Origin of the sequence: Sphingomonas sp. BAUL-RG-20F-R05-02, from assembly GCF_022662305.1 — a bacterium.
In the GTDB taxonomy this organism is placed as follows: Bacteria; Pseudomonadota; Alphaproteobacteria; order Sphingomonadales; family Sphingomonadaceae; genus Sphingomonas.
On the sequence record NZ_JAKNQH010000010.1, the window covers coordinates 13,730 to 37,321 of the forward strand.

Below are 23,592 nucleotides of genomic sequence, written 5' to 3' on the forward strand. Positions count from 1 at the left end.
CGGGTGCGGTCGCCGCGCGACCGCACCCGTTCACGCTTCGATCAGGCGAGGCCAGCCTTGGCCTTCTGACGACGACGGCGCGCTGCCATCAACGCAGCCGCGCCACCGACGAACAGGATGCCAGCCGGCCCCGGAGCCGCTGCAGGCTGGCTGCTCAGCAGCGACAGCGCGTAATCACCGCCGAGCTTCGGGTCGACCGCAGTGCCGGACACGCTGATATAATAATTGCCTGCCATCAGCTTTTCCACAGTCGTGGTCTGCTCCGTTGCCGCACCGGTGATGTTGGCGATGCTTGACACAAAGGCACCGGCCGCAGTGTAGAGGCTGGCGGTGAGGCTGGTCAGGTAGAAGGTCTGCGTGCTGCCGTTCTTGGGTGTAAGCGCACGCAGCGAACCCTTCAGTACATCAGCATCCAAAGTGTTCTTCGCGGCAACCGAGAAAAACACGCGGTCCGAAGGATTGTAGACGATGCCGATATGACCACCCGACGTTTCGGCAACGCCGGTCTGCAAGGTGCCGAGTTGATAGTCGAACGCCAACGAAGGCGTCGCAACGAAAGCCGCGCAAACACCTGCTAGTATCGAAATTCGTCTGCTGAACCTGATGCCCATAAGGAAACTCCCTAAATGACTGTTGTTGATGAATGCTGAGGACGTAGCGCCGATTAGATAAGTCTATCGGACGGTAACATCATACGTATATTTCCGCATTGCATCAAAACTTATTCGCCGTTTAATCTCTGTGATATCGCCATAACGGACATGTACATGTTATATGTCATGGACGCTTTTAGAATTATCGCAGCTTCAGATACAATTACCTTATGAATTACTACGTTGATACGTAGACTTGTCACTTTTCAGGAGCACGCACACCGCGTTGCTGCGGCTACTCTATTGTGGCAAGTCAGTGTTCGCGGGAACCATTTCTCTCAGCTTTGGATGTATTTAACGTAATAGCGGGAGCGTCGGGCGGCGGCATTTCCCTGGCGCGAGAGGGAAGGCGCTGTACCAGCGACTGCGCAAAGCCGACTATTATGTAGGCAAAACAAAGCGACCGCGCTGTTTGTTACGTTGTCTGTTACGTCGCGCTCCGTAGCCGCGCGAGGAGCGACTACACCGGGCCGGACCGCTCCAACGCGGTGTATCCGCAGTGTGTACCGATTCGCAGCAACCCTTGCGGCGTCAACCGCGTCGCCGCAGCGTCCCGACAAGCTCGGGCTTTCGCCTGCGAAGCGACGCCGCCCGGTTGCGCGGTGCGAAGCGCAGCGCGCCCGATCGCAAGCTGGACGGCGCAACCGGCAACGCACCGACGATCGCCCCGACCGCACCGATCAACAGCAGCATCGCCGTGTCGACCGCCTCGGCGTAACAGTAGCTTAGCAGCAAGGCGACACAGTAGAGCGGCACGCGGTCCAGTGACGGCGCCGCCAGCCCTCCCTGCCGCAAGGCGTGCCGGATCGCCCGCCATAATGCCAGACCCAGGAAACCGATCGCTATGGCGATACCGAACACCCCGCCTTCGACCGGCACGCGGTGATATTCACCGTGCACGTTCATCGCCAGTCCGGTCGGGCCGTAGGTGCCGATCGCCCATGTCCAATATCCGGTTGCACCTAGGCCGAACAGCGGATGATCCGCAAACAGCCGCCGGGCGTTGCGGTTCACGAACTCGCGGATCATGTCGCTCTGGTCGCCGATCGATTGGACCGTGAAGAAGTAGCGGGTCGAGGCAGCGCTATAGTCATGTGAGGCGCTGAGCAGCTGGCGGTGGATGTACCCGCTGTCGTCGAGCAGGATCAGCCCGGTGGTCAGCGCGATCACGCCCGCCATTCCAAGCTTTACCGCAAGCGGCATCCGGCACAACGCGAACAGGATACAGAACAGCATCAGCGCCTTGCGCTCGCCGCTGAGCAGGATGACGATGAACGCCAGCAGCAGCGCGGCCGGAAACAGGATGCGCGCCTTGTCCTTGATCCAGTCCTCCAGACCGAACAGCGGAATAAGCGCGAGCGACAGGATCAGCTTGGTATCGGACAGGTATTTCCACGTCACATAATGGTGGTGGAGCAGATGCCAGACGATGAGGTGCAGCGCGATTGCCGCGCTCACGATGCCGACGCCTTTCAGAAGGAATGCGGCATCGACCCGCCTGGCCGCCTGTGCGTAGGCGTATAGCCCGAGCAGCGCGAAGGCGGTGATGGCAAACTGCACCGTGCGCGCGACGCCTGCCGAGCGCGACACCATGAACGCGGTGACGGTCGCGTCCGCCACGTACAAGGTGGCCAGCACGAACACCGGATCGATCCGGCGCCAGCTGGCGCGAAACGCCCAAAGCCCGACCCCCAGCGCCAGCATCACCACCACGCCCAGCGAGAACAGCTTGTAGCAGAGCGACACGACCAGCAGCCCAAGCGCCGCCAATATCGCGCCGCGCGGCGTCACCAGTCGCACCGTCCCGGCGCGGCGCGGCCCGGTGCGCAGGCCGGCACGACGGCTTTGGAAGGGCGCGCGGCTACCGTGGGCAAGGGCCTGCGTCATGTGCCTGCGCCACCGCGCACGTGTCTGTATCGCTCCATCCGGCGCGCGTACCATGCGCACCGCCTGCGCGGCATCGCATCGCCTCGGTTTCGGTGCGATCTCCCGCCATGATGCGCGCCGCATCGCCCGATTATGATCACCACGAGCCTGAGGCGTCCGGCGCTGCCTGTTGGTCGGCATCGTGCCGCGCATCGTGGGAGGCGGTGGGCACCGCTCTGGTGCTGGTCGAACCGTTGATCACCGCGTGGTCGTGGAGCAGCGGCGGCGCGATCCCTGCTCTGCCAGTTGTGCCGCCAACGCTCTCGCCGAGCGAAGGCATCGGCGGTTACGCTTCGCTTTTGTCCAAGTCGACCTGTTTTACACCGACGGGATCGGCATAGGGCATGATGATCGTGCCGTCGGGCGCGGCTGTGTAGGTGGTCTGGGTCGGATAGGCGATCGTGATCTTCTCATCGGCGAAGCGGCGCATGATGCTGACCATCAGCCTGTCGCGGGTCGGGTGCGCGGTGCCCCAGTCCTCGCCGGGGATGTCGAACAGAAGCGCGAAATCGAGCGAACTTGCGCCGAACGATTCAAACCCCGCCCGCGCTGCCGTCGCGCCTTCCGCCTCCACCAGTTCCTTGAGGATGCCAGGCAGCCGCGCCAGTACATCCGGCGGCGTTTCATAGGCGACGCCGATCGTAAATCCGAGGCGGATGTGGTTGCGCTGCGAGACGTTGAGAATTTCCTTGTCGAGCAGGTTCTTGTTGGCGATCACGCGCAGTTCGCCGGAATAGGCGCGGATGCGCGTCGATTTCAGCCCGATGCTGTCGACGATGCCGCTGCTGTCACCAAAGCTGATCTTGTCGCCACGCCTGAACGGCCGATCGAACAGGATGGCGAGCGCCGCGAACAGATCGGCGAAGATGCCCTGCGCGGCAAGGCCGATCGCAATGCCGCCCACGCCAAGCCCGGCTACCAGCCCGGTGACGTTGACACCGAGATTGTCGAGCACGACGATGAACGCGATCGCGAATACCGCGAAGGTGATGAGCAAGCGGATGATGCCCATCGCGCTTTCGAGCGCTTCGCCGGCATAATGTTCGGAGCCGGTACGCCGCGTGATCGCGCCGAGGATGATCTCGCGCGCCCAGATCGCCACCTGAAACACAGCCGCGATCGTGAACAGGAACTTGATCGTAGCGGCGACTTCGGGTGGCGCGCCGGCATATCCCTGCACGAGTTTGGCGGCGACCATCACGATGAAGAAGTTCTTCGTCCGCACGATCGCATGGCCAACCACCGGCCCCCAGCCAGCGAGTTTGAAGCGGCTGCTGCATAGCTTTGCCCCGAGCTTGCGCAACGTCGCCAATACGACGACGATCACCGCGCCGACGCCGAGCGCGATCAGGATCTGCAGCCAGTGCGTGCCGAGCCAGTCGAACGTCGCGCCGACCAGGTCGCGGACCTGCATGTTGATGTCGCGCACCTTTACCGGCGGAAGGATCGGCGCGGTCGTGTTACTCATGTCAGTTATGCAGCCCTTGATGCTTCGGGCACGCCACCCGCCTCCAGAAACGCGATCAGTCCGCGTTCGGTGCGGCTGAGATAGCGCGCGCTTCGTGGCAGGCGTATCGCGCGAAGCGATGCCTGCCCGCTCTTGGTCGCCTCTATCAGCAGCGGATGAACGTAGGATTTCCGGGAAATCGCCGGCGTATTGCCCAGCGCCGCCGCGACCGGCTCCAGCATCGTCTTGAGGCCGATGTCATGCTCCGCACCGATCAGCGTTTCAAAGGCGACCACGCTCGCACTCCAGGTGCGGAAATGCTTGGCGGTATAGTGGCCGTCCATCGCCTCCCGGATATAGGCGTTGACGTCTGATGAGGTGACCGGGTGCGACTCGCCGGCATCGTCCAGCCAGCGGAACAGGTGCTGACCGGGCAGATCCTGGCACTTCTTCACGAACCGGCTGAGCGAGGCGTCGGTAATGGTGAGCAGCCGCATCTTGCCGGACTTGGCCTTGTACTGCAGCTTGAGCGTCTTGCCCTTGAGCGCGGCATGGCGGCGGCGCAGCGTGGTCGCGCCATAGCTCTTGTTTTCCTTCACATACCCTTCGTTGCCCACGCGGATATGGCCGAGATCAAGCAGCCGCACGATCGCCGAGACGGCAGCGTCCTTGCCGAGCCCGCGCCGCTTGAGATCGGCCTCGACCCGCGCACGCAATTTCGGCAGCGCGCGACCGAACGGCGCGCACAGGTCGTATTTGGCGCAGTCCTGCGCGGTACGGAAATCGAGGTGATAGCGGTACTGCTTGCGGCCGCGTTCGTCCCAGCCGACCGCCTGAATATGGCCGCACGGGTTCGGGCAGAACCACGCGTCGCGGTAGGCCGGCGGCAGGCCGATGCGGTTGAGCCGGTCGATTTCGTCACGATCGGTGATGCGGTTGCCGTCGGCGTCCCAATAGCCCCAGCCGTTTCGCACCTTGCGCCGTGTAATGCCCGGATCGCTGTCGTCGTGATAGGTGATCTCGCCGGTCATCGTGCTTTGCTCCATGGCTTTCAAAATGCGCGGTCTGTCGCTTCGTTCCGGAACGGAGCCGCACGGCCGGGGGTTTGAGGCGCATCTGCCAAGGAGATTCCCCGTGACCGACCTTTCCCACGCCCACGTCCTCATCGTCGCCACCGATGGCTTCGAGCAGGCCGAACTGTTTGAACCGCGTCAGGCGCTGCTCGATGCCGGCGCGAAGGTGACGCTTGCGTCCTTCTCGACCGATCCGATCCAGGGCATGAAGCAGGACGAGAAGGGTGACACGATCACGCCCGACCTGACCATCGACGATGTCGATACCGAGGATTACACCGCGTTGCTGCTGCCCGGCGGCGTCGCCAATCCCGATGCGCTCCGCATGAACGATCGCGCGGTCGATATCGTCGAGGAGTTCGTCGACGCGGACAAGCTCGTCGCGGCGATTTGCCACGCACCGTGGCTGCTGATCGAGGCGGACGTTGTCGACGGCAAGACGATGACGAGCTGGCCTTCGCTGCGCACCGATCTCGCCAACGCCGGTGCTGACGTGGTGGATGAGGAAGTGGTGCGCGACGGCCAGTTCATCACCAGCCGCAAGCCCGACGACATTCCCGCGTTCAACAAGGCAATCATCGCCGCGCTGGCGGAAGAAACCGCAGACGCCTGAGGCGTTCGGGCCGGGCGCTGATCGTGCCCGGCCCAGACCCCTTGCCCAGACAGGATCAGACCGGCGCCGGCTCGGCCGCACCACTCGGCACGGTCTCGCGCTTTGCCTTGCGGAACGGCCGCCAAGCTCCTTCGGATCGCTTGCGCGCCAGATAGGTGTCCAGCCCGATCTGCGCGCCGATCAACTGATAGATGAACGGCTGGAACGCGATGCCGACGAACGACGCGCCGAGCAGGTAGATCAGCAACGCCGACTGCAATGCGCCCGCCAACGGCGCCACCCACGCATCCTCGGGCGCGGGCTTGCGGTAGCGGCGCCTGAGCATCTCCATGCGGAAGATGCCGACCAGGTTCAGACCGCCCCACAGCACGATCCCGGGCCAGCCCTGTTCGCCCAGCATCTCGAAATACGAACTGTGATAGGCGCGCGCCCGGTCCGATGTCGGAATATGCTTCAGCGTCATATTGCTGCCGGTGCCTTCCGCCACGATCAGATCGTAGTTGAGCACGTCCTGCCGGTACATGTCGAAGCCGCCGCCGAACGGGTGCGTCTTCGCGTAATTCCACGTCCACTGCCACACCGCCAGCCGGGTCGAGGCGGATTCGTCGGCCTTGTAGGTCTTGATCGTTCCCATCCGCGACACGAACGCCGATGGCAGGAACGGCACCGCCACCACACCGATCGCAGCGATCACGCCGATATACAGCATCTTGCGTTTGGCATCGCGCAGCAGCAGCACCGCCGCCAGCACGATGCACAACAACCCCGTCCGCGCCGAGGTGCCGACCGGGATCATGCAGCACGCGAACACCAGCGCGTAGCAGAACAGCTTCACCTTCCAGTCGGGTTTGAAGATCGTGCCGTGGCTGGCGAACCACAGCACCAGCGGCACGATCGCCACCGCTACGGTCGAGATGATCGAGCCTTCGTACAGGCCGCTGTTGTTCGAGACCATCAGGTTCAGCTCGCCGTAGCCGCCGCCCGACACCACCGTCTTGATCCCGCCGACGATGATGATCGACGACGCCGACAGCACCATGAACAGCAGCAGCGCCTCCACGCGCAGCTTGGTGCGCAGCGTCAGCGGCAGGAACGCGGCGAACACCAGCGCCTTCCAGACCCAGTCCCATTTGTCGGCGGCGGCCTGCGGGAAGTCGGCGTTGATCGTGGTGATCCCGCAATATGCCAGCAGCAGCAGAATGATGAACTGGCGCGGCGCGAGCCGCACGTCGCGCTTATCGTCGATCATCGCCCAGCTCAGCACCGCCGCGCTGAACGCGATCAGCGAGATCGGGATCGAATTGAGCAGGAGGTACGTCAGCCGCTGCGGACTGACCACGTCTATATAGATATAGGCGAGCACGAAGATGAACGGCTTGCGCAAACCCGCCAGGAAGAACGCAGCCAGGAACGCAACAAAGATGAGGTCACGCACCCGGCCGATCCTCCCTACCCGGCTTGGTCCGCGCCGGCCGATCGCGCGGGCCGGGCTCGCGATCGAGGTCGGGCCGCTTCAGCAACGCCCAGATCGCCAGCATCATCAAGCCATGGCTGATCGCGAGCGCAAAATTGTCGATCATAAAGTCGTCCCTGCGCTGCGTAGCCTCGGTTCGCTCCCGCATAGCCCGCGCGAAGTTGAGGCTCCGTTAAGCAGTCGCGTGGCAGATGAAGCCCCATGAAGATCCTGCACGTCCTCGATCACGGGTTGCCGCTGCAAAGCGGCTACACCTTTCGCACGCGCGCGATCCTGAAGGCGCAGCAGGCACGCGGCTGGGAGGTCGCGGCGGTCACCGGCGTGCGGCAGGGCGTGTCGGACGTGAGCACGGAGACGATCGACGGTATCGACTTCCACCGCACCCCACACGCGCCCAAGCTGCCGCCGGTGCTGGGCGAGCTTGCCGAAATCCACGCGCTGTCGCGTAGCGTCGCGGCGGTGGCGGAGCGGTTCCGGCCCGACATCATCCACGCGCATTCGCCGGTTCTGGGGGCGCTTGCCGCCTTACGGGTCGCGCGCGCGCGCAGGCTGCCGCTGGTGTACGAGATCCGCGCGTTCTGGGAGGATGCGGCGGTCGGCAACGGCACCGGCAGCGAAGGCTCGCTTCGCTACCGCGCCACCCGCGCGCTCGAAACATGGGCGGTGCGCCGCGCCGATGCGGTGTCGGTGATCTGCGAAGGCCTGCGCGGCGACCTGATCGCGCGCGGGATCGCGCCGGACAAGATCCTCGTTTCCCCCAACGGCGTCGACCTCGCACTGTTCGGCGAACCTGCCGCGTATGATGACGTCCTGGCCACGCGGCACGGCATCATCGATGCGGAGGTGATCGGCTTCATCGGCAGCTTCTACGATTACGAAGGTCTCGACGATCTGATCGCCGCCATGCCCGCCCTGGTCGCGGCACGGCCAGCCGCGCACCTGCTTCTGGTCGGCGGCGGGCCGATGGAGGATATGCTGCGCGCGCAGGCCGCCGCCTCGCCGGTGGCGGCCCACATCCACTTTGCAGGCCGCGTACCGCACCAGCAGGTCGAACGTTATTACAGCCTCGTCGACATTCTCGCCTACCCGCGCAAGCACATGCGGCTGACCGATCTCGTCACGCCGCTCAAACCACTGGAAGCGATGGCGCAGCGCCGCCTCGTCGCGGCATCGGACGTCGGCGGGCACCGCGAACTGATCCGCGACGGCGTCACCGGTACGCTGTTCCCGCCCGGCGACCCCGCCGGCATCGCTGCCGCGCTCGCCGATCTGCTCAGCCACCGCGAGGGCTGGGAAGCGCGCCGCACACGCGGTCGCGCCTTTGTCGAAGCCGAGCGCAACTGGGCGGTGAACGTGGGCCGTTACGAACCGGTTTACCAAAAACTTACCGATACTGTGCCATCACACGGATTATGGTCGCGTCCCCCCGTCAGCGTCTGATCCTTCCGCTCGCGCCCACCGGCGCGGGAGTGGCAGGCGTGCTCATCGCCCTTGTATTCGCCGTCATGCCGACCTCCACGCTGGAGTCGCTCGTCGTCGACAGCGGGATCGCCGCGCTGGTCAACGCGGCGCAACCGCCGCTCGGGCTGACCGCACGCGCGATGTTGGCGCTGGTCGGTGGCGGGGTCGTGTCGGTGCTGGCCTGGGTCGCGCTGTTCGTCGCGGTCGGCACGCGCTTGATCATCCTGCAAAATCCCCGTGCGACCGGCGTTGCCGGGCCGGCCTTGCGCCGTGCCGACGTGCATCCCGATGCGCCGCCGCGCCAGCCGGTGTTCGCCAACCGCGATCTCGGCACGCCATTCCTGGAGGTGCGCGCCGAAGTGGCTCCGATCGAGCGGACCCTGCCCGACGATCTCGACATGCCGCTCGCCGCGTTCGATCCGCAATCCTTCACCGCGTCGTTCGACGCGCAAACGCCGGAGCCAGAGCGACTGATGCCGACGCCCCGCCTCGCTCCCGCCGAGCCGCCGCTGCCGATCCGGCTCGACACGTCCGATACGCCCGACCGGATCGCTGCTTCGCTTCGGCTGACTCCCGCCCCATCGCAGGCCGAGGCGCCAGCGCCGCCAGCAGGGCAAGCGGAACCCACCGCCCTGCCCAGGCTGATCCGGCGCGACATCGGTCGCGCCATCGACCTGATCGCCGCTTCCATGCTTCATGCAGCGCCGGCGCCGACGTCCGAAGATCCCACCGAAGAGCACGACGACATGCCGGTCGACCTGCCCGCCCCGGTCCGCGTGGAAACCGGCCAAGCGATCGGCCTGATCGCCGCCTCGATGCAGCAGACGCCCGCGCGCACGCCAGAGGGTGATTCACCCACGTCGGTCCGCGCGCTGCTCGACCGGCTGGAACGCAGCGTCGCCCGGCGCGACGTCACGCCGGACCCCGCTCCGACACGGGCCGCACGGCAGGAGTCGATCCGCGACACGCTCGACACTCTGCGCGGCCTCGCCACCCGCGCCGGCTGATTTGGGGCTCGACCGGAGCCGATTTGCGGGCCGGCGCGCGCGCCGCTAAGGGCTGCGTGATGACCGGCACCCCCCTCACGCTCTACAACAGCCTTACGCGAACCCTTGAGGCATTCGCTCCGATCGATCCCGCCAACGTGCGTGTCTATTCGTGCGGGCCGACGGTCTACAACTATGCGCACATCGGCAATCTGCGCGCCTACGTCTTCACTGACACGCTCAGCCGGGTGCTGACGTGGAAAGGCTATCCCCTCACCCACGTCATCAACATCACCGACGTCGGGCACCTCACCTCGGATGCCGATGCTGGCGACGACAAGATGGAAGCCGCCGCCCGTGCCCGCGCGATGAGCATCTGGGATATCGCCGCGCACTACACGCAGGCGTTCAAGCAGAACCTCGCAGATCTCAACATCCGCAACCCCACGCACTTTCCGCTCGCCACCGATCACATCGCCGAGATGATCGCGTTCGGCGAGAAAATCGCACCCGATCACTGCTACCAACTCGATAGCGGTCTATATTTCGACGTGTCGACCGTACCCGATTACGGCCGACTTGCCCGCGTGAGCGACGATGAGCGCGAAGGACGGATCGATCCCGTCGCCGGGAAGCGCCATCCGCAGGATTTCGCGATCTGGCGCACGTCCGAGCCCGGCGAGAAGCGCCAGATGGAATGGGACTCGCCCTGGGGTCGCGGCGCACCGGGCTGGCATCTCGAATGTTCGGTGATGAGCCGCAAGTATCTCGGCGACGGTTTCGACATCCACACCGGCGGCATCGACCACCGCGAGATCCACCACCCGAATGAAATCGCGCAGAACCAGGCGTTCTGCGATTGCGCGGACACCGGCGCGCGGGTGTGGATGCACAACAACTTCCTGGTCGAACGCGCCGGCAAGATGTCGAAGTCGTCGGGCGATTTCACCACCCTGCAAACACTTGTCGACGGTGGTTTCCACCCGCTCGCCTATCGCCTGATGTGCCTGTCGGCGCAGTACCGTAGCGAACTCGAATTCTCGTGGGAAAACCTTGCCGCGGCGTCCACCCGGCTGAAGCGGCTGGTGATGGCGGTGGAGGCGCTGCGGGCGCGCGACGATGGCGCGGTGAAGGGTGATGCGACCGGATATCGCACGCGGTTGGACGAGGCGGTGTCGGACGATCTCGGCACGCCGCGTGCACTGCCGGTGCTGGACGAGATGCTGGCCGACAAAAAGCTGTCACCAGCGGTTCGATTGGCAGCACTCGCGGATTTCGTCGACGTGCTCGGCTTGCCGCTGCTGACCCTCGCCCGTGCCGATCTGCGGGTGATGCCGGCGGGCGTGGCGATCACGCCGGACGAGATCGAGGCACGCCTTGCCGAGCGCAAGGCTGTGCGGGTGGCGAAGGATTTCGCCCGCTCCGACACACTGCGTGACCACCTTGCTGCCGCGGGTGTCGAGGTGATGGATGGCGATCCGCTCGGGTGGGACTGGAAGCCGGCGGTAGACTGACGACACGATTACTCCAATCGGGTAAACCCACTTGCGGAATTTACCCCGTTCGCGTAATCGTGCCGCATGACGACGCTTGCCGGCATCAAGATCAAACGCTTCCGCGAAGACCGCGCGCTTAGCCGGGCGGCGTTCGGCGCGTGGTACGGTGCGCCCGGCAGCACGGTGCAGGGCTGGGAAGAAGACGGCAAGCGCGCCGGCAGTCAGGCCGTCAACCAGATCGCCGCGAACGGTATCGCCACGCATGCCGACTGGTACATCCAAATTCGAATGGAGAACGACATGAGCACCTGGGCGCCCGATAGCTGGACGACGGCCGAGGCCCGCCAGATGCCGACCTATCCCGACGCCGCCGCGCTCGACGCGGCCACCGACCAGCTCGCCAGCTTCCCGCCGCTGGTGTTCGCCGGCGAGGCGCGCAACCTCACCGGCGATCTCGCCAAGGTGGCGGAGGGCAAGGCGTTCCTGCTGCAAGGCGGTGACTGCGCCGAATCGTTCGCGGAGCATAGCGCCAACAACATCCGCGATACTTTCCGCGTCATCCTCCAGATGGCGGTGGTGCTGACCTATGCGTCGAAGCTGCCGGTGGTGAAGGTCGGCCGGATGGCGGGCCAGTTCGCCAAGCCGCGTTCGGCCGATACCGAGACGATCAACGGCGTCGAGCTGCCGAGCTACCGCGGCGATAACGTCAACGATATCGCCTTCACCCCCGAAAGCCGCATCCCCGATCCGCAGCGCATGGTGCGCGCCTACAGCCAGTCGGCGGCGACGCTCAACCTGCTGCGCGCCTTCGCCGGCGGCGGCTACGCCAACCTGCATCAGGTCCACCGCTGGACGCACGATTTCATGGGTCGCAGCCCCTGGTCGCAGAAATACGCTGCTGTCGCCGACCGAATCGGCGAGGCGCTCGACTTCATGGAGGCGTGCGGGATCAACCCCGAAACGGTGCCGCAACTTGCCGAGACGCGCTTCTATACCAGTCACGAGGCGCTGTTGCTGCGCTACGAACAGGCGCTGACCCGGCAGGATTCGCTGACCGGCGACTGGTACGACACCTCGGCACACATGCTGTGGATCGGCGACCGCACCCGTTTCGAGGGCAGCGCCCATGTTGAATATCTGCGTGGCATCGGCAACCCGATCGGCATGAAGTGCGGGCCTTCGCTGGAGCCGGACGCGCTGCTGCGCCTGCTCGACACGCTCAACCCCGCGCGCGTACCCGGTCGCATGACGCTTATAACCCGCTACGGCCACGACACGATCGAGGCCGGCCTGCCCAAGCTTGTCCGCGCGGTGATGCGCGAAGGCCATCCGGTGGTGTGGAGCTGCGACCCGATGCACGGCAACGTCGTCAAGGCCGCCAACGGCTACAAGACCCGACCGTTCGAGCGCATCCTTGCGGAAGTGCGCGGTTTCTTTGCGGTGCACCGCGCCGAAGGCTCGATCGCGGGCGGCATTCATGCCGAGATGACCGGGCAGAACGTAACCGAATGCACCGGCGGCGCGGTGGCGGTGACCGAACAATCGCTGGCGGATCGCTACCATACGCACTGCGACCCGCGCCTCAACGCCGGCCAGAGCCTCGAACTGGCATTCCTGCTGGCGGAAATGCTTAACGACGAAATGTCGGAGCGTCGCCGCGCCGCCGCATAGCGATAATCCGGCTTGACGCAGCGGAGCGTGCGCCGTACTGCGCCGCTTCGACTGCGTACGGCCCCTTCGTCTAGCGGTTAGGACGACGCCCTCTCACGGCGTAAGCACGAGTTCGATTCTCGTAGGGGTCACCAGGTCGCATCATCGCCTCACCGGCATCGGTTATTGCTGCTAAACACGTGGGTGAGCGCAGGCATGACAGCCCGGCGTGCCGCATGGGCAGATTCCCACCCGTCAACGATCGGCACAAGACGGACCCGACGCGTGACTTGAATCAGGACGATTGTCGGCAAGTTTCAGCCGGGCTTCAAGTTACTCGGCAGTGACATGCGGCGGCACTGCGAAGGGCGGTTGTGCGATGAATTGCGTGGCGAGACATCGGCTCGCAACGAAACCGATGCCTCCGCCGAGCATTTCCTTCCGTTCCGGACTCGAAGGAGAAGAGGGCGATGACGAACCAGACACCAACCGCCGACTCTTCGTTCAAGAATGATCGCCAGCCATCTGGCGATGCACAGGCCCAAGCCGCGCTACTGCTTGTCGAAAGCCTCGTGCACAGCCTGCTCGACAACGGCGCGCTCACCAAAGCGCAGGCGCTCGAGGCAATCGACAGCGCATATGCTGTCAAGGAAGAGAGCGCGAAGGACGAGAAGGAGTTGGCCGCGACGCTTCGGCACTCGTTGGGGCTTTTGGAGAAGATGCGAAACAGCATCAATGCGCACCAGGGCCGCTACGATCATGCATCCAGCGCAGGACCGCAGCCCGCGCAAGTCGGCAGGGGCGCCGATTGACCCCGCCTGATCTACGCATAACCGGCCTGTGTGCGCGACAAGCCCGGCGTGGCGATCCGCGCGGCGCGCTTAACCCTGCGTCCGGCTGCTATTGCCGCACCTTGCCCTCACCTTGTCTCAGCGCGGCTGCGGCAGACGCGCGACGTGGGCGGCGTGATCGGCAACAACACGAACGGTCGTGTCGCCGGTAAAGATGCCGTACCACCCTTGTGGCTCGTGTGGCGGGTCGCCCATATAGGCACGGTCGCCGGGGTGGAAGCGGAAGTCGCCATGCTGTGCGCGCGCCTCACCGTTCCACGCCCAGAAATTGGTGCCGGCGATCGGCCCGCCCGCCGCCATGTCGCGCTCGGCAGCGGCGTAGATCAGCTTGTAGAACTGATCCTTAAACCGCGTCGCGACTGCCGGATCGTTGCTGCCGCCGTCGCGTGGATAGCCGAACTCCTCGATCACCAGCGGCTTGTCGAGCGTGCGCGCGAAGCCGATGTGCTGCGCGATATACTCCTCGGTCAGCGTCTCGCCGCGCGCATAGGTGCCGGGCAGGTCGGTCTGGCGCACCCATTCCCAGTTGTTCGGCCATATGTGCGCGGTGAGATAATCGATCTCGGCGATGCCATGTTCGGCCAGCACGATCTCCGGCTGTTCAAGCGCGCCCTTCAACCCTTCCGAGCCGGTGCAGACGAGGTGGTTGCGATCGAGCGACTTGATGAGCCGCGCGGTGCCCCGCACCCACGCATAGAATTGTGGCAGCACCGCATGCGCGGCATCGCCGGCAGGCCGCGGTTCGTTGGCGAGCTGCCACGCCATGATGGTCGGATCGTCGGCATAGGCCTGCCCTGTCACACCGTTGCGACGCGTGACGAGCCGACGCACCCAATCGTGATACAGGCCAACCGCACGGTCATCGCCGTAGAAGTTTGCGTTGAAATTGGCGAACGCCGGCCACGGATGCGCGGGGTCGTTCATGTCGAGGTAGTGCCCGCCGTTGACGTACCACAGATACGTCATCATCCCGCCCGACCACTCCCAGAAGTTGGTCAGGTACAGCACCGCACGGATGTTGCGCTTCGCCATCTCGGCCAGCGCGAAATCCAGCCCGCCGAGCAGTGTTTGGTTGACGGTGGTGGCGGTGCGGAACCCCGGCTTGATCGCATTGTGCAACGGGCCTTCCTCGGCGGAGGCGAGGATGCGCAGGTTGGTCACCCCCATCGCCGCCAGCGCGTCCAGCTCCCGCATCAGCCGCGCGCGGTTGCCGTACGGCGCGTCGGCGCCGAGGTAGGCGGCATACCACATGTTGCCACCGACGAAGCGGTACTGCCGCTCGCCCGCCATCAGCCGCATGCCGTCACGCCGCACGAAGTCGCGCGCCGGTCCGGCGGCTCCGCCCGCCGCTACCGTGGTACATCCCGCCAGCAGCGCCGCCGACCCCAGCAGCGCGCGCCGATCGATCTTTCCGGTCATCGCATTCCTCTCCCCCGCCGCGCGGCGATCTCGTCGAGCGTCAGATAGCGTTTTGCTGTATAGGCCGCGCGCAGATCGGTCACACCGTTCTGATCGGGCGATTCCAGCCAGCGCGTGTGCCACGTCATGAACCACAGCCAATCGGCATCCGGCCCCAGCGTCGTCGGGTCGGGAATCGGCCCGTTCTCATGCAGGCAGATCGGCACGCTGTCGCTGACGATCCGCTTCACTTCGGCGAACATCGGCGCAAGGTTGCCGTGATGATCGACGTATATGTCCGCCCCCGCAATATCCACCATGCCGCGCCCAGGGTAATAAAGCGCGTCGACGTTCTGTCCCGCCCAACCCAGCACCCAGATCAGATTGTCGAGCGCATGGTGGCCGCAAAACCGTTCGTACATCGTTCGCCACAGGCCGAGGAACCCCTCCGGCCCATGCTTGCCCCACCAGAACCAGTCGCCGCTGAATTCATGAAATGGTCGCCACAGCACCGGCACGTTGTGGTCGCGCAGCCACGCCAGTTCGCCCGCCACCGCGTCCATCTGCTCGGTCATCAGCCGATGTTCGGTGGTGCCCGGCCGCAGCGCGGCGGACACGTCGAAATCGCGCTTGGAATTTTCATATCCCGTTCCGATGTCCGGCGCACCCCAATGCCAGCACACCGTCACGACGCCGCCACGCTGGTGCCAGTCGAGCGCACGCTCGCGCACGCCGCCCCAGTCGGCCGGGTCAATATAGTCGAAGCCGAGCAAAGCGGGCAGCTTGCCGGTGGTACGCTCAATGTACCTCAGCTCGTCACGCGATTTACCCGGGCTTTCCTGTTGCCCGCTCAGCGTTCGCCGACCGTAAAGCGACCATAGCCACGCATAGAGCGCCCGCGCCGGCCTGTTTGCAGCCGGGTTGGACAAGCTTCGCGCCGCGCTGGCGGCACCGAGCCGCCGAGGCAGCATCGCACACGCCGCCGCCCCGGCCAGCGTGTTCCGCCGCGTCAGGACCGGCCCGCCGCCCCTCACCGCGTACCGCAACGAACCGGGCCGGCGACATCCAACGCGCCAGCGGTAAGGCCGCTGATATATCCCGCAGCATGAATGTCGCGCAGCAGCTCTTCAGAAACGCGCGTGTCGCCCTGGTCACGTCCGCCGGTGCCGCCATCGCCGAGGAAATGCCTGATCGAGGAGATGACGTGGCCGGGCTTCATGAAGTCGTCACCAGCGCGGCGCTGAATGCTCTCGACCATCTGCTTAGACGATCGCGGGACGTCGTCCGGCACCGGAGCCATGCCTACGATCCAGTCCTCAGCCACCGATGACCTCACGATCTTTCGTCACCATACCACGGTGGCCATAGACATCGGAAAAGCAAATCATTTCTCTACGTTGTCCGGCCGCCGATGCGCGCCTAGGGTATTCGCCAACAACACAAAGAGGGGAAGAGGATCATGGTCGGCAGGCGCTTCGATCACAGGCTGGTGCTGCTCGCGGTCGTGGCCGCCCCGCTCTGCGCCGCGTCCGCTCCGCAACCGCCGGGGGCGATCGTGCAACTCGGTGCCGATGTCGCCCAAGGCCGCCCGCTTGCGCTTCACATTGGCGGGCGTGTCGTGACGAACGGCACTGCGCCAGATATGCGCTATCAACGACAATGGCCGGGCACCTATCTCGAGGCGCGCTTTCGCGGTCCGGCGGTCGATCTCGCAGTCGGTCCGGGTGACGTCTCGCTACGCATAACGGTCGATGGCCGTGCGCCGATCGCGCTGGTGCGGCCGGCGGCGGCCCGCTACCGGATCGCAGCACCCGGCACAGGCGATCACCGCATCCGCATCGATGTCGTCAGCGAGAGTCAGGCCGGCCCGACCAGCTTCGGCGGCCTGTTCGCACCCCCTGGCACGACCCCGCTCGCGCCCCCGCCGCCGCGTCGTCGGCAGATCGAGTTCATCGGCGATTCGCACACCGTCGGCTACGGCAACACCGCGACCACCACGGATTGCACGCAGGATCAGGTCTGGGCGACGACCGACACGCCACACGGCCCCGCCGGCATTACTGCCGCGCATTACGATGCAGACTATCAAATCAACGCGATCTCGGGGCGCGGCATCGTGCGCAACTACGATGGTTTCGCCGCGCCGACCATGCCGCAGGCCTACCCCTACGCGCTGCTCGACGGCAAAACGCCCGAGCGGAGCACCGGCTGGCATCCGCAGGTGGTGGTGTTCGCACTCGGCACCAACGATTTCTCGACAAAACTAAAATCCGGCGAGCGCTGGGCCACCCGCGACGCACTCCACGCCGATTACGAGCGCACCTATGCCGCATTCGTGCGTCAGGCGCGGCAGCGCTACCCGGGGGCGTTCGTATTGCTATGGGCCACCGACCTAGCCAATGGCGAAATCGCACGCGAGGCCAGTCGTGTCGCCGCGAACCTGCGACAGGCAGGCGACCGGCGCGTCGCGTTCGTGGAGGTCGACGGCCTGCATTTCACCGGCTGCCATAGCCACCCCGATCTCGCCGACGATCGCACTATTGCCGCCACGCTGGAACGGGTGATCGATGCGCAACCCCGCGTATGGGATCGGCACAAGTGATCGCGCCGCTGCTGCTGGTAGCGTCGGCGCCGGCGGTCGATCCCGTCGTCTCGGGCGACAATGCCGCCTGCCGCGCCAGCCGCTATTCATGATCTTCGGGAAGGACCACCATATGGCACGCATCGGCCGGTTCACCGCATCCGCGACGCTACTCGCGCTGCTCGCCAACACGCCTGCTCCCGCGATCCACCTCAACCAGATCGGCTTCCGTCCCGACACCTCACAGCGTGCGATCCTCGCCACGTCCGCTACCGCGCCGCTGCCGTGGCGCCTGCTCGACGCGCAGGATCACGTCGTGATCACCGGTCAGACCCAGCCGTTCGGTGACGATGCCGCCTCCGGCGATCACGTCCACCGGATCGACCTTGGCGGGGTCCGCACGCCCGGAACCTATCGGATCGAGGCCGGCGGCGTGGAATCGCACCCGTTCGCGATCGGTACGGAGGTTTACCGCCCGCTGTCCCGCGCCGCGCTCAACTATTTCTACCAGACCCGCGCCGGCATTCCGATCGAGGCGGCGTTCGCCGGCGGCAAGGCGTGGGCGCGCGCCGCCGGCCACCTGCACGAGGTCGTCACCTGCTTCAAGGGCGTCGATCGCGCCGGCACGACATGGCCGGGCTGCGGCTATTCGCTCGACGTGACCGGCGGCTGGTACGACGCGGGCGATCAGGGCAAATATGTCGTCAACGGCGGCATCGCGGTGTGGACGCTGCTCAACCTGTACGAGACGAACGCCGCCGCGCCGCCCTTCCCGGACGGCAGCGCCGCGCTGCCGGAGGCGGGCAACGGCAGCAACGATCTGCTCGACGAGGCGCGGTGGGAACTGCGCTTCCTGCTCGCCATGCAAGTGCCCGATGGCGAGCGTCTCGCGCTACCGCACGGCCGACAGGGCGACGGCCCGCTCCACCTCGCCCTTACCGATGCCGGCGGCATGGCGCATCACAAGGTCGCGGATCGCAACTGGACCGCGCTGCCGACCGTCCCCGCCGACGATCCGGAGGAGCGGCTGCTCTACCCGCCCAGCACCGCCGCCACGCTGAACCTTGCCGCCACCGCCGCGCAATGCGCACGCATCTGGAAGCCGATCGACCAAGCGTTCGCGCACCGTTGCCTCATCGCGGCGACCAAGGCGTATCAGGCGGCGCTACGCAACCCGGATGTCTACGCCGCGCAGCATTTCGACGGTAGCGGCGGCTATGGCGACGACGATCTGTCGGACGAACTCTACTGGGCCACCGCCGAACTCTACGCCACCACGCGGATGCCCGAACTCGCCGCCGCGCTGCACCGCATGGCGCTCCACGCCGCGCCGCTGGGCGATGCCCCGGGCTGGGGCAGTACCGCCGCGCTCGGCACGATCACGCTTGCCACCGCCGCTGGCATACCGGCGGCGGAACGCGACGCCGCCCGCGCGAAACTGATCGCGCTTGCCGACCGCTTCCTCGCCGAGGATGCCCGCTCCGGGTATCACATCCCCTATGCGTCCAACCGCTACCAATGGGGATCGAACGGCACCATCCTCAACCGGGGCATCATACTGGCGCTCGCCGCGCGGTTCACCGGCAAGGCCGCGTATCGTGACGCGGTGGTCGATGCGGCGGACTATGTGCTCGGTCGCAACCCGCTCGATCAAAGCTACGTGTCAGGCTTCGGCTGGAAGGCGATGCGCCACCCGCATCATCGCTTCTGGGCGCATTCACTGGATCCGCGCCTGCCCGGGCCGCCTCCCGGTGTGATGAGCGGCGGCGCGAACAATACCGCCTTCGCCGATCCCACCTCCGCCACCCTTAAGGGGCACTGCGCACCGCAGCGATGCTGGCTCGATGACGCGCGCGCTTATGCCGACAATGAGGTCGCGATCAACTGGAACGCGCCGCTGCTGTGGGTGTCGACGTATCTGACCATGCCGGACTAACGCCTAGCGCACGGATGTCGTGCGCTCGCGAAAGCCTCACAGCATGGCGATTGAGCGGTTCACGTTCGGTTGGGCTTAGTCGCGGTGGGAGGGCTGCTGCTTCGCCATCCGCTGGTCGCGGATCGCCAGCATCTTGGCATGACATGTCGGCGAGGTCTCGTCGATGCGCTGGATCATGCACGCTTCGGCGGCCTTGCGGTTGAAAGCCTTTACCTGGGCGGGGCAAAGACGCTTGGCATCCGCGAAACAGGCCTTGCGCCCCTCGTCGGCAGCTGCCGCGGGCGTGGCCGTGCTCACGACGGCAAGCGCCAGAACCATCGCCAGATATCCTGCTCGTTGCATATGTCGTCCTACTCGTCCGGGGGTTGCTTTACGTAGCGCATCATCAGGCGTGGCTCACCCCGTTGTCGCCTAACGCACGGTTTTCGGCGGTCATCCTGATCCAAAGCACCAGCGCGTTGAGGATCGAGAACAGCAGCGCCACCCACGGCAACCCGAACGCCAGCGGCAACAACGCAATTTCGGCGATCACCACGCAATAATTCGGGTGCCGCAGGAAACGGAACGGACCATTCGTCACCAGCGGCGCACCGGGCAGCACGATGATACGGGTGGTCCATCGCCGCCCCAGCGTCGCCAACACCCACACGCGCAGCACCTGCATCACCATGAACAGCGCGAACAGCGTGAGATTGACAGAAGCCCGCCATCCGAACCACCACAGCGCGGCGAGCCACGATGCGTGCAGCACGACCAGCAGCGGATAATGCCGACGACCGACTTCGTAGGCACCACGGCGCAGCAGAAACGCGGTGTTGCTGCGCGCGATGACGAGTTCGATCAGTCGCTGCACGGTGACAAACACCAGCACCGCAATGGCAAGCGTCATGCCGCGCGCTTCAGGGTAACGGTGCTGGCGGTGAAGCCGGGTCCGAGCGCGGTCAGCACCGATACCGGCGGCAGCGCGTCGGCCCGCACCCGGTCGAGCACGAACAGCGCGGTCGGGGCCGACATGTTGCCGTGGTCCCGCAGGGTCGCGCGTTCATGGTCGAGCGAGCCCTGATGCAGCGACAGGGCGAGTTCCAGCGCGTCCACCACTTTCGCACCGCCCGGATGGCAGATGAAACGATCCACCGCCTCCACCCGCAGGTTTTGCGGACCGAGCATCTCGTCCATCGCCGCGCGCATATTGCGGCGCGCGAACGCGGGTATCGCGCGGTTGAGCACCACGCCGAAGCCACCCGGCTCGATCTCCCAACCCATGATGTCGAGCGTGTCGGGCCATGTCTTCTCGGCGGAAGCACTCACCTCCGCGAAACCCTCGTCGCCCACCTTCAAGATGCAGGCGCCCGCGCCATCACCAAACAACGCTGTCGAGATGATGTCCGCCTTGCCGGTCCCTCGCGTCCGCAACGTCAGGCTGCACAATTCGATCGTCACGAACAGGACGATCGATCCCGGTGTCGCGCCCGCCAGCTTCGCGGCCAAGCCAAGCCCCGTCACACCGCCCGCGCAGCCAAGCCCGAACACCGGCACGCGGGCGACGTTCTGGCGGAAGTCCATACGACGCATCGCGCGCGCTTCCAGGCTTGGCGTGGCGATGCCGGTGGTGGTCACGGTCACGATCGTATCCACATCCGCCGCCGCCAGCCCGGCGGCGGCGAGCGCCTTGCCGGCAACCTCGACGAACAGGTCGTCGGCGGCGGCCAGATAGGCAGCGGTCTTTTCGGTGAAATCGCGCGGGGTGCGATACCAGTCCGGCGGGCACGCCAGTTGCCGGGTCTGGATACCGGCGGTTTCGAACACCGATGCCATCCGCTCGAAATCGCCGAAGCTTTCGCCGAGCACGTCCCGGCTGATCTCCAGCGCGACCGCCTGATCCAGGATATGGGGTGGCGTCGCGGTCGCCAGCGACAACATCGTTACCGGGTGGCGCATGCAGGTCCTATCCGACCGGCGTTCCCGGCACATCTGTTATGACGCGAAGGAAACGATCTCCCGCGCCGTGGGTTCCGGCAAGGGTTGATCCAGCCCGCCGAAGTGTCGTTCCCGAAAGGTATCATGACCGAGTCCCAACCGCACGTGACCGCCCGTACCTGGATTGGTTTCGCCTTCATGTGCCTCGGCATGTTCATGGCGATCCTCGACATCCAGATTGTTGCGACCTCGCTACCGACGATCCGCGCCGCGCTCCACATCGGTGCGGATCAGATGGTCTGGGTGCAGACCGCATACCTCACCGCCGAGATCGTCGCCATTCCGATGACCGGTTATCTGACACGGCTGCTCGGCATGCGCAGGCTGTTCGTGGTGGCGATCACAACGTTTACGCTGGCCTCGGCGGGGTGCGCGATCAGTCACGACTTCGCGACGCTGATCGCATTCCGGGTCTTGCAAGGATTTGCCGGCGGCACGCTGATCCCGGCGGTTTTCTCGGCGGTTTTCCTGCTGTTCCCGCAGCGTAGCCAGGGGCTGGCCACGACGATAGCCGGTCTGGCCGCCGTTTTCGCGCCCACGATCGGCCCGATCGTCGGTGGATGGTTGACGCAGACCTATTCGTGGCATTGGCTGTTCCTGGTCAATATCGTGCCTGGCATCGTCGCCGCGACCGGCGCCGCCGCCATGCTGCCGCACAGCCCAATCGATCGCCACGCGCTGCGGACGATCGACATCGTCGCCGTGCTCTTGCTGGCTGTCGCGCTGACCGCGCTGGAGATTGGGCTAAAGGATGCACCACGCTTCGGCTGGGGCTCGCTGCGGGTGGCAATGCCGTTGGCGCTATTCGTCGTGGGCGGCGTCGTGTTCGTCTGGCGCACATTGCGGTCGCAGCATCCCATCGTCGAGCTTCGCAACTTCGCCGATCGCAATTTCACAATCGGCTGCGCCTTCAGTTTCGCGCTCGGCGTCGGGCTGTTCGGATCGACCTACCTCATGCCGTTCTTTCTCGGACTGGTGCGCGGGCACGGCGCGCTCGAGATCGGCGAGATCATGCTCGTGACCGGGATCGCGCAACTCGTCGCCGCCCCGATCGCGGTTGCGCTGGAGCAACGCGTCGATGCGCGCGTGCTGACCGGCCTCGGCTTCGCGGTGTTCGCCGTCGGCATGGGGATGAGCGTGACGCAGACCAAGGATACCGACTTCGCGCAGATGCTCGTGCCGCAAACCCTACGAGGCGCGGCGATCATGTTCTGCCTGCTGCCGCCGACGCGGCTGGCGCTCGGCAACATCCAGGCGCGGATGGTCGCGGACGCAAGCGGCCTGTTCAACCTCATGCGCAATCTCGGCGGGGCAATTGGGCTGGCGCTGATCGATACCGTCATCTTCAGCCGAAGTGCCGGACATGCGCGAGACATCGCGAGCAGCCTGCGCCACGGAGACGTCGCCACGGCGGTGTCGATCGGCATTCCGCGCGACGCGTTTCTCGATCAGGTCGGCCAGCCGATCGGGCCGGAGGTCGAGGAGATGGTGCGCCCCTTGATCGCAAAAGCCGCGCTGGTTCACGCGATCAACGACGCATGGTTGATGCTCGCGGTGCTGACCGCGGTTTCGCTCCTGCTGATCGCGCTGGTCCGCAGGGGGAAACAGGCGGACCAACACGCATCGCAGCGCCCGTAGACGACAGGCGGCTGCGCCTTGGCCGACTTACGTCCCGCACAGACGCCCCCGTCCCGCCGCGAAGGCGAAGCAGTTCCGCTCCTCAACCCTCATCCAGATCGAGGAACGCGACCACGTCGCTTTCCGTCGCCAGCCAGAGGCCGGTCTGTACGTCCTCGGGCTGCTGTCGCGCCACCATCAAGGCTTCGCCCAGCGGCCCGTAGAACAGGGTCTGCGCAGCCGCATCCTCTTCGCTCAAGTGATATAGACGGGCGCTGGCGGTGCTGGAGACGGTACGCATCCTACTTTCCTGTCATTGCCGCTTGTCAAGTTCAAGTTCCGGGCGGGTAATCGCAAGGATCACGTAACAAAATCAAGCAGACACGAAGAAGCTGCGGTTCGATATGACTAGACACATTTCGGCAATTGTTCATATCGTGGCCGATCGGCAGA

22 protein-coding genes and 1 tRNA gene are annotated in these 23,592 nt (G+C 65.4%); 10 read left to right on the forward strand and 13 right to left on the reverse strand.

Going from position 1 to position 23,592, the window contains the following annotated elements; genetic code table 11:
* Positions 1–41: 41 nt before the first annotated feature.
* From L8F97_RS17390 to L8F97_RS17405, 4 genes are all read right to left on the reverse strand, one after another.
* Positions 42–539, reverse strand: coding sequence for a hypothetical protein (locus L8F97_RS17390; protein ID WP_242153108.1), 498 nt, complete (start codon positions 537–539; stop codon positions 42–44).
* A 645-nt stretch (positions 540–1,184) separates the two neighbouring features.
* The gene (locus L8F97_RS17395; RefSeq protein WP_242153111.1) at positions 1,185–2,540 is read right to left on the reverse strand and encodes an O-antigen ligase family protein; all 1,356 of its coding nucleotides are present in this window, start codon (positions 2,538–2,540) and stop codon (positions 1,185–1,187) included.
* Positions 2,541–2,865: 325 nt separating this feature from the next.
* Entirely contained in the window at positions 2,866–4,047 is a 1,182-nt protein-coding gene (locus L8F97_RS17400) for a mechanosensitive ion channel family protein (protein WP_242153114.1), read from the reverse strand.
* A 5-nt stretch (positions 4,048–4,052) separates the two neighbouring features.
* A complete protein-coding gene (locus L8F97_RS17405) occupies positions 4,053–5,057 on the reverse strand; it encodes a DNA topoisomerase IB (protein WP_242153117.1) in 1,005 nt (334 codons plus the stop codon).
* 103 nt (positions 5,058–5,160) lie between these two features.
* On the opposite strand from L8F97_RS17405, the gene L8F97_RS17410 reads away from it, so the two are divergent.
* A complete protein-coding gene (locus tag L8F97_RS17410; RefSeq protein ID WP_242153120.1) occupies positions 5,161–5,712 on the forward strand; it encodes a type 1 glutamine amidotransferase domain-containing protein in 552 nt (183 codons plus the stop codon).
* 55 nt (positions 5,713–5,767) lie between these two features.
* On the opposite strand, the gene L8F97_RS17415 is transcribed toward L8F97_RS17410, so the two are convergent.
* On the reverse strand, positions 5,768–7,147 hold the full coding sequence (locus L8F97_RS17415) for a putative O-glycosylation ligase, exosortase A system-associated (RefSeq protein WP_242153122.1): 1,380 nt from the start codon (positions 7,145–7,147) through the stop codon (positions 5,768–5,770).
* Positions 7,140–7,292, reverse strand: coding sequence for a hypothetical protein (locus tag L8F97_RS17420; RefSeq protein WP_242153125.1), 153 nt, complete (start codon positions 7,290–7,292; stop codon positions 7,140–7,142). The genes L8F97_RS17415 and L8F97_RS17420 overlap by 8 nt, the downstream gene beginning before the upstream one ends.
* A gap of 95 nt (positions 7,293–7,387) precedes the next feature.
* On the opposite strand from L8F97_RS17420, the gene L8F97_RS17425 reads away from it, so the two are divergent.
* The 6 genes from L8F97_RS17425 to L8F97_RS17450 all read left to right on the forward strand — a co-directional run bounded on the left by L8F97_RS17425 (position 7,388) and on the right by L8F97_RS17450 (position 13,591).
* Entirely contained in the window at positions 7,388–8,626 is a 1,239-nt protein-coding gene (locus tag L8F97_RS17425) for a TIGR04063 family PEP-CTERM/XrtA system glycosyltransferase (protein ID WP_242153128.1), read from the forward strand.
* A gap of 38 nt (positions 8,627–8,664) precedes the next feature.
* On the forward strand, positions 8,665–9,654 hold the full coding sequence (locus L8F97_RS17430) for a hypothetical protein (RefSeq protein WP_242153131.1): 990 nt from the start codon (positions 8,665–8,667) through the stop codon (positions 9,652–9,654).
* A gap of 59 nt (positions 9,655–9,713) precedes the next feature.
* A complete protein-coding gene (gene cysS / locus L8F97_RS17435; protein WP_242153134.1) occupies positions 9,714–11,147 on the forward strand; it encodes a cysteine--tRNA ligase in 1,434 nt (477 codons plus the stop codon).
* Between the two features lie 282 nt (positions 11,148–11,429).
* The gene (locus tag L8F97_RS17440) at positions 11,430–12,800 is read left to right on the forward strand and encodes a class II 3-deoxy-7-phosphoheptulonate synthase (RefSeq protein ID WP_242153259.1); all 1,371 of its coding nucleotides are present in this window, start codon (positions 11,430–11,432) and stop codon (positions 12,798–12,800) included.
* A 59-nt stretch (positions 12,801–12,859) separates the two neighbouring features.
* Positions 12,860–12,934, forward strand: a tRNA-Glu gene (locus L8F97_RS17445).
* Positions 12,935–13,249: 315 nt separating this feature from the next.
* Positions 13,250–13,591 (forward strand): hypothetical protein, encoded by a 342-nt coding sequence (locus L8F97_RS17450; RefSeq protein WP_242153137.1) that lies wholly within the window; start codon positions 13,250–13,252, stop codon positions 13,589–13,591.
* A 117-nt stretch (positions 13,592–13,708) separates the two neighbouring features.
* Here the strand turns inward: L8F97_RS17450 and L8F97_RS17455 are convergent, their stop codons facing one another.
* The 3 genes from L8F97_RS17455 to L8F97_RS17465 are packed head-to-tail and all read right to left on the reverse strand — an operon-like array spanning position 13,709 to position 16,352.
* Positions 13,709–15,049: a glycoside hydrolase 5 family protein gene (locus tag L8F97_RS17455; protein WP_242153140.1), complete on the reverse strand. Its 1,341-nt coding sequence runs from the start codon at positions 15,047–15,049 to the stop codon at positions 13,709–13,711.
* Positions 15,046–15,999 carry a glycosyl hydrolase gene (locus L8F97_RS17460; protein WP_242153143.1) on the reverse strand — a complete coding sequence of 318 codons (954 nt, stop codon included), beginning with the start codon at positions 15,997–15,999 and terminating at the stop codon, positions 15,046–15,048. The genes L8F97_RS17455 and L8F97_RS17460 overlap by 4 nt, the downstream gene beginning before the upstream one ends.
* A gap of 59 nt (positions 16,000–16,058) precedes the next feature.
* Positions 16,059–16,352, reverse strand: coding sequence for a hypothetical protein (locus L8F97_RS17465; RefSeq protein ID WP_242153146.1), 294 nt, complete (start codon positions 16,350–16,352; stop codon positions 16,059–16,061).
* Positions 16,353–16,487: 135 nt separating this feature from the next.
* Between L8F97_RS17465 and L8F97_RS17470 the strand changes: the two genes are divergently transcribed.
* Together L8F97_RS17470 and L8F97_RS17475 are read left to right on the forward strand one after the other, a co-directional pair.
* Positions 16,488–17,630: an SGNH/GDSL hydrolase family protein gene (locus L8F97_RS17470; protein ID WP_242153149.1), complete on the forward strand. Its 1,143-nt coding sequence runs from the start codon at positions 16,488–16,490 to the stop codon at positions 17,628–17,630.
* 112 nt (positions 17,631–17,742) lie between these two features.
* Positions 17,743–19,545 (forward strand): glycoside hydrolase family 9 protein, encoded by a 1,803-nt coding sequence (locus L8F97_RS17475; protein ID WP_242153151.1) that lies wholly within the window; start codon positions 17,743–17,745, stop codon positions 19,543–19,545.
* A 75-nt stretch (positions 19,546–19,620) separates the two neighbouring features.
* Here L8F97_RS17475 and L8F97_RS17480 read toward each other — a convergent pair whose 3' ends face one another.
* The 3 genes from L8F97_RS17480 to L8F97_RS17490 all read right to left on the reverse strand — a co-directional run bounded on the left by L8F97_RS17480 (position 19,621) and on the right by L8F97_RS17490 (position 21,516).
* Positions 19,621–19,863 (reverse strand): hypothetical protein, encoded by a 243-nt coding sequence (locus tag L8F97_RS17480; RefSeq protein WP_242153153.1) that lies wholly within the window; start codon positions 19,861–19,863, stop codon positions 19,621–19,623.
* A gap of 67 nt (positions 19,864–19,930) precedes the next feature.
* Positions 19,931–20,434 (reverse strand): isoprenylcysteine carboxyl methyltransferase family protein, encoded by a 504-nt coding sequence (locus L8F97_RS17485; RefSeq protein WP_242153156.1) that lies wholly within the window; start codon positions 20,432–20,434, stop codon positions 19,931–19,933.
* Positions 20,431–21,516 (reverse strand): type III polyketide synthase, encoded by a 1,086-nt coding sequence (locus tag L8F97_RS17490; protein ID WP_277925047.1) that lies wholly within the window; start codon positions 21,514–21,516, stop codon positions 20,431–20,433. Before L8F97_RS17490 ends, L8F97_RS17485 begins: the two co-directional genes overlap by 4 nt.
* A 90-nt stretch (positions 21,517–21,606) precedes the next feature.
* On the opposite strand from L8F97_RS17490, the gene L8F97_RS17495 reads away from it, so the two are divergent.
* Positions 21,607–23,160: a DHA2 family efflux MFS transporter permease subunit gene (locus tag L8F97_RS17495; RefSeq protein ID WP_242153161.1), complete on the forward strand. Its 1,554-nt coding sequence runs from the start codon at positions 21,607–21,609 to the stop codon at positions 23,158–23,160.
* A gap of 82 nt (positions 23,161–23,242) precedes the next feature.
* Here L8F97_RS17495 and L8F97_RS17500 read toward each other — a convergent pair whose 3' ends face one another.
* Complete coding sequence (locus L8F97_RS17500) at positions 23,243–23,440, reverse strand: hypothetical protein (protein WP_242153164.1); 198 nt, start codon at positions 23,438–23,440, stop codon at positions 23,243–23,245.
* Between the last annotated feature and the right edge of the window lie 152 nt (positions 23,441–23,592).

Bases quoted from the DNA above. Each gene is read 5' to 3' on its own strand.
- L8F97_RS17450 (WP_242153137.1), top strand. From the start codon at position 13,250: ATGACGAACCAGACACCAACCGCCGACTCTTCGTTCAAGAATGATCGC.
- L8F97_RS17420 (WP_242153125.1), bottom strand. From the start codon at position 7,292: ATGATCGACAATTTTGCGCTCGCGATCAGCCATGGCTTGATGATGCTG.
- L8F97_RS17440 (WP_242153259.1), top strand. From the start codon at position 11,430: ATGAGCACCTGGGCGCCCGATAGCTGGACGACGGCCGAGGCCCGCCAG.
- L8F97_RS17500 (WP_242153164.1), bottom strand. From the start codon at position 23,440: ATGCGTACCGTCTCCAGCACCGCCAGCGCCCGTCTATATCACTTGAGC.
- L8F97_RS17470 (WP_242153149.1), top strand. From the start codon at position 16,488: ATGGTCGGCAGGCGCTTCGATCACAGGCTGGTGCTGCTCGCGGTCGTG.
- L8F97_RS17485 (WP_242153156.1), bottom strand. From the start codon at position 20,434: ATGACGCTTGCCATTGCGGTGCTGGTGTTTGTCACCGTGCAGCGACTG.
- L8F97_RS17455 (WP_242153140.1), bottom strand. From the start codon at position 15,049: ATGACCGGAAAGATCGATCGGCGCGCGCTGCTGGGGTCGGCGGCGCTG.
- L8F97_RS17475 (WP_242153151.1), top strand. From the start codon at position 17,743: ATGGCACGCATCGGCCGGTTCACCGCATCCGCGACGCTACTCGCGCTG.
- L8F97_RS17400 (WP_242153114.1), bottom strand. From the start codon at position 4,047: ATGAGTAACACGACCGCGCCGATCCTTCCGCCGGTAAAGGTGCGCGAC.
- L8F97_RS17460 (WP_242153143.1), bottom strand. From the start codon at position 15,999: ATGCTGCCTCGGCGGCTCGGTGCCGCCAGCGCGGCGCGAAGCTTGTCC.
- L8F97_RS17425 (WP_242153128.1), top strand. From the start codon at position 7,388: ATGAAGATCCTGCACGTCCTCGATCACGGGTTGCCGCTGCAAAGCGGC.
- L8F97_RS17495 (WP_242153161.1), top strand. From the start codon at position 21,607: ATGACCGAGTCCCAACCGCACGTGACCGCCCGTACCTGGATTGGTTTC.
- L8F97_RS17395 (WP_242153111.1), bottom strand. From the start codon at position 2,540: ATGACGCAGGCCCTTGCCCACGGTAGCCGCGCGCCCTTCCAAAGCCGT.
- L8F97_RS17405 (WP_242153117.1), bottom strand. From the start codon at position 5,057: ATGACCGGCGAGATCACCTATCACGACGACAGCGATCCGGGCATTACA.
- cysS (WP_242153134.1), top strand. From the start codon at position 9,714: ATGACCGGCACCCCCCTCACGCTCTACAACAGCCTTACGCGAACCCTT.
- L8F97_RS17490 (WP_277925047.1), bottom strand. From the start codon at position 21,516: ATGTGCCGGGAACGCCGGTCGGATAGGACCTGCATGCGCCACCCGGTA.
- L8F97_RS17480 (WP_242153153.1), bottom strand. From the start codon at position 19,863: ATGGTTCTGGCGCTTGCCGTCGTGAGCACGGCCACGCCCGCGGCAGCT.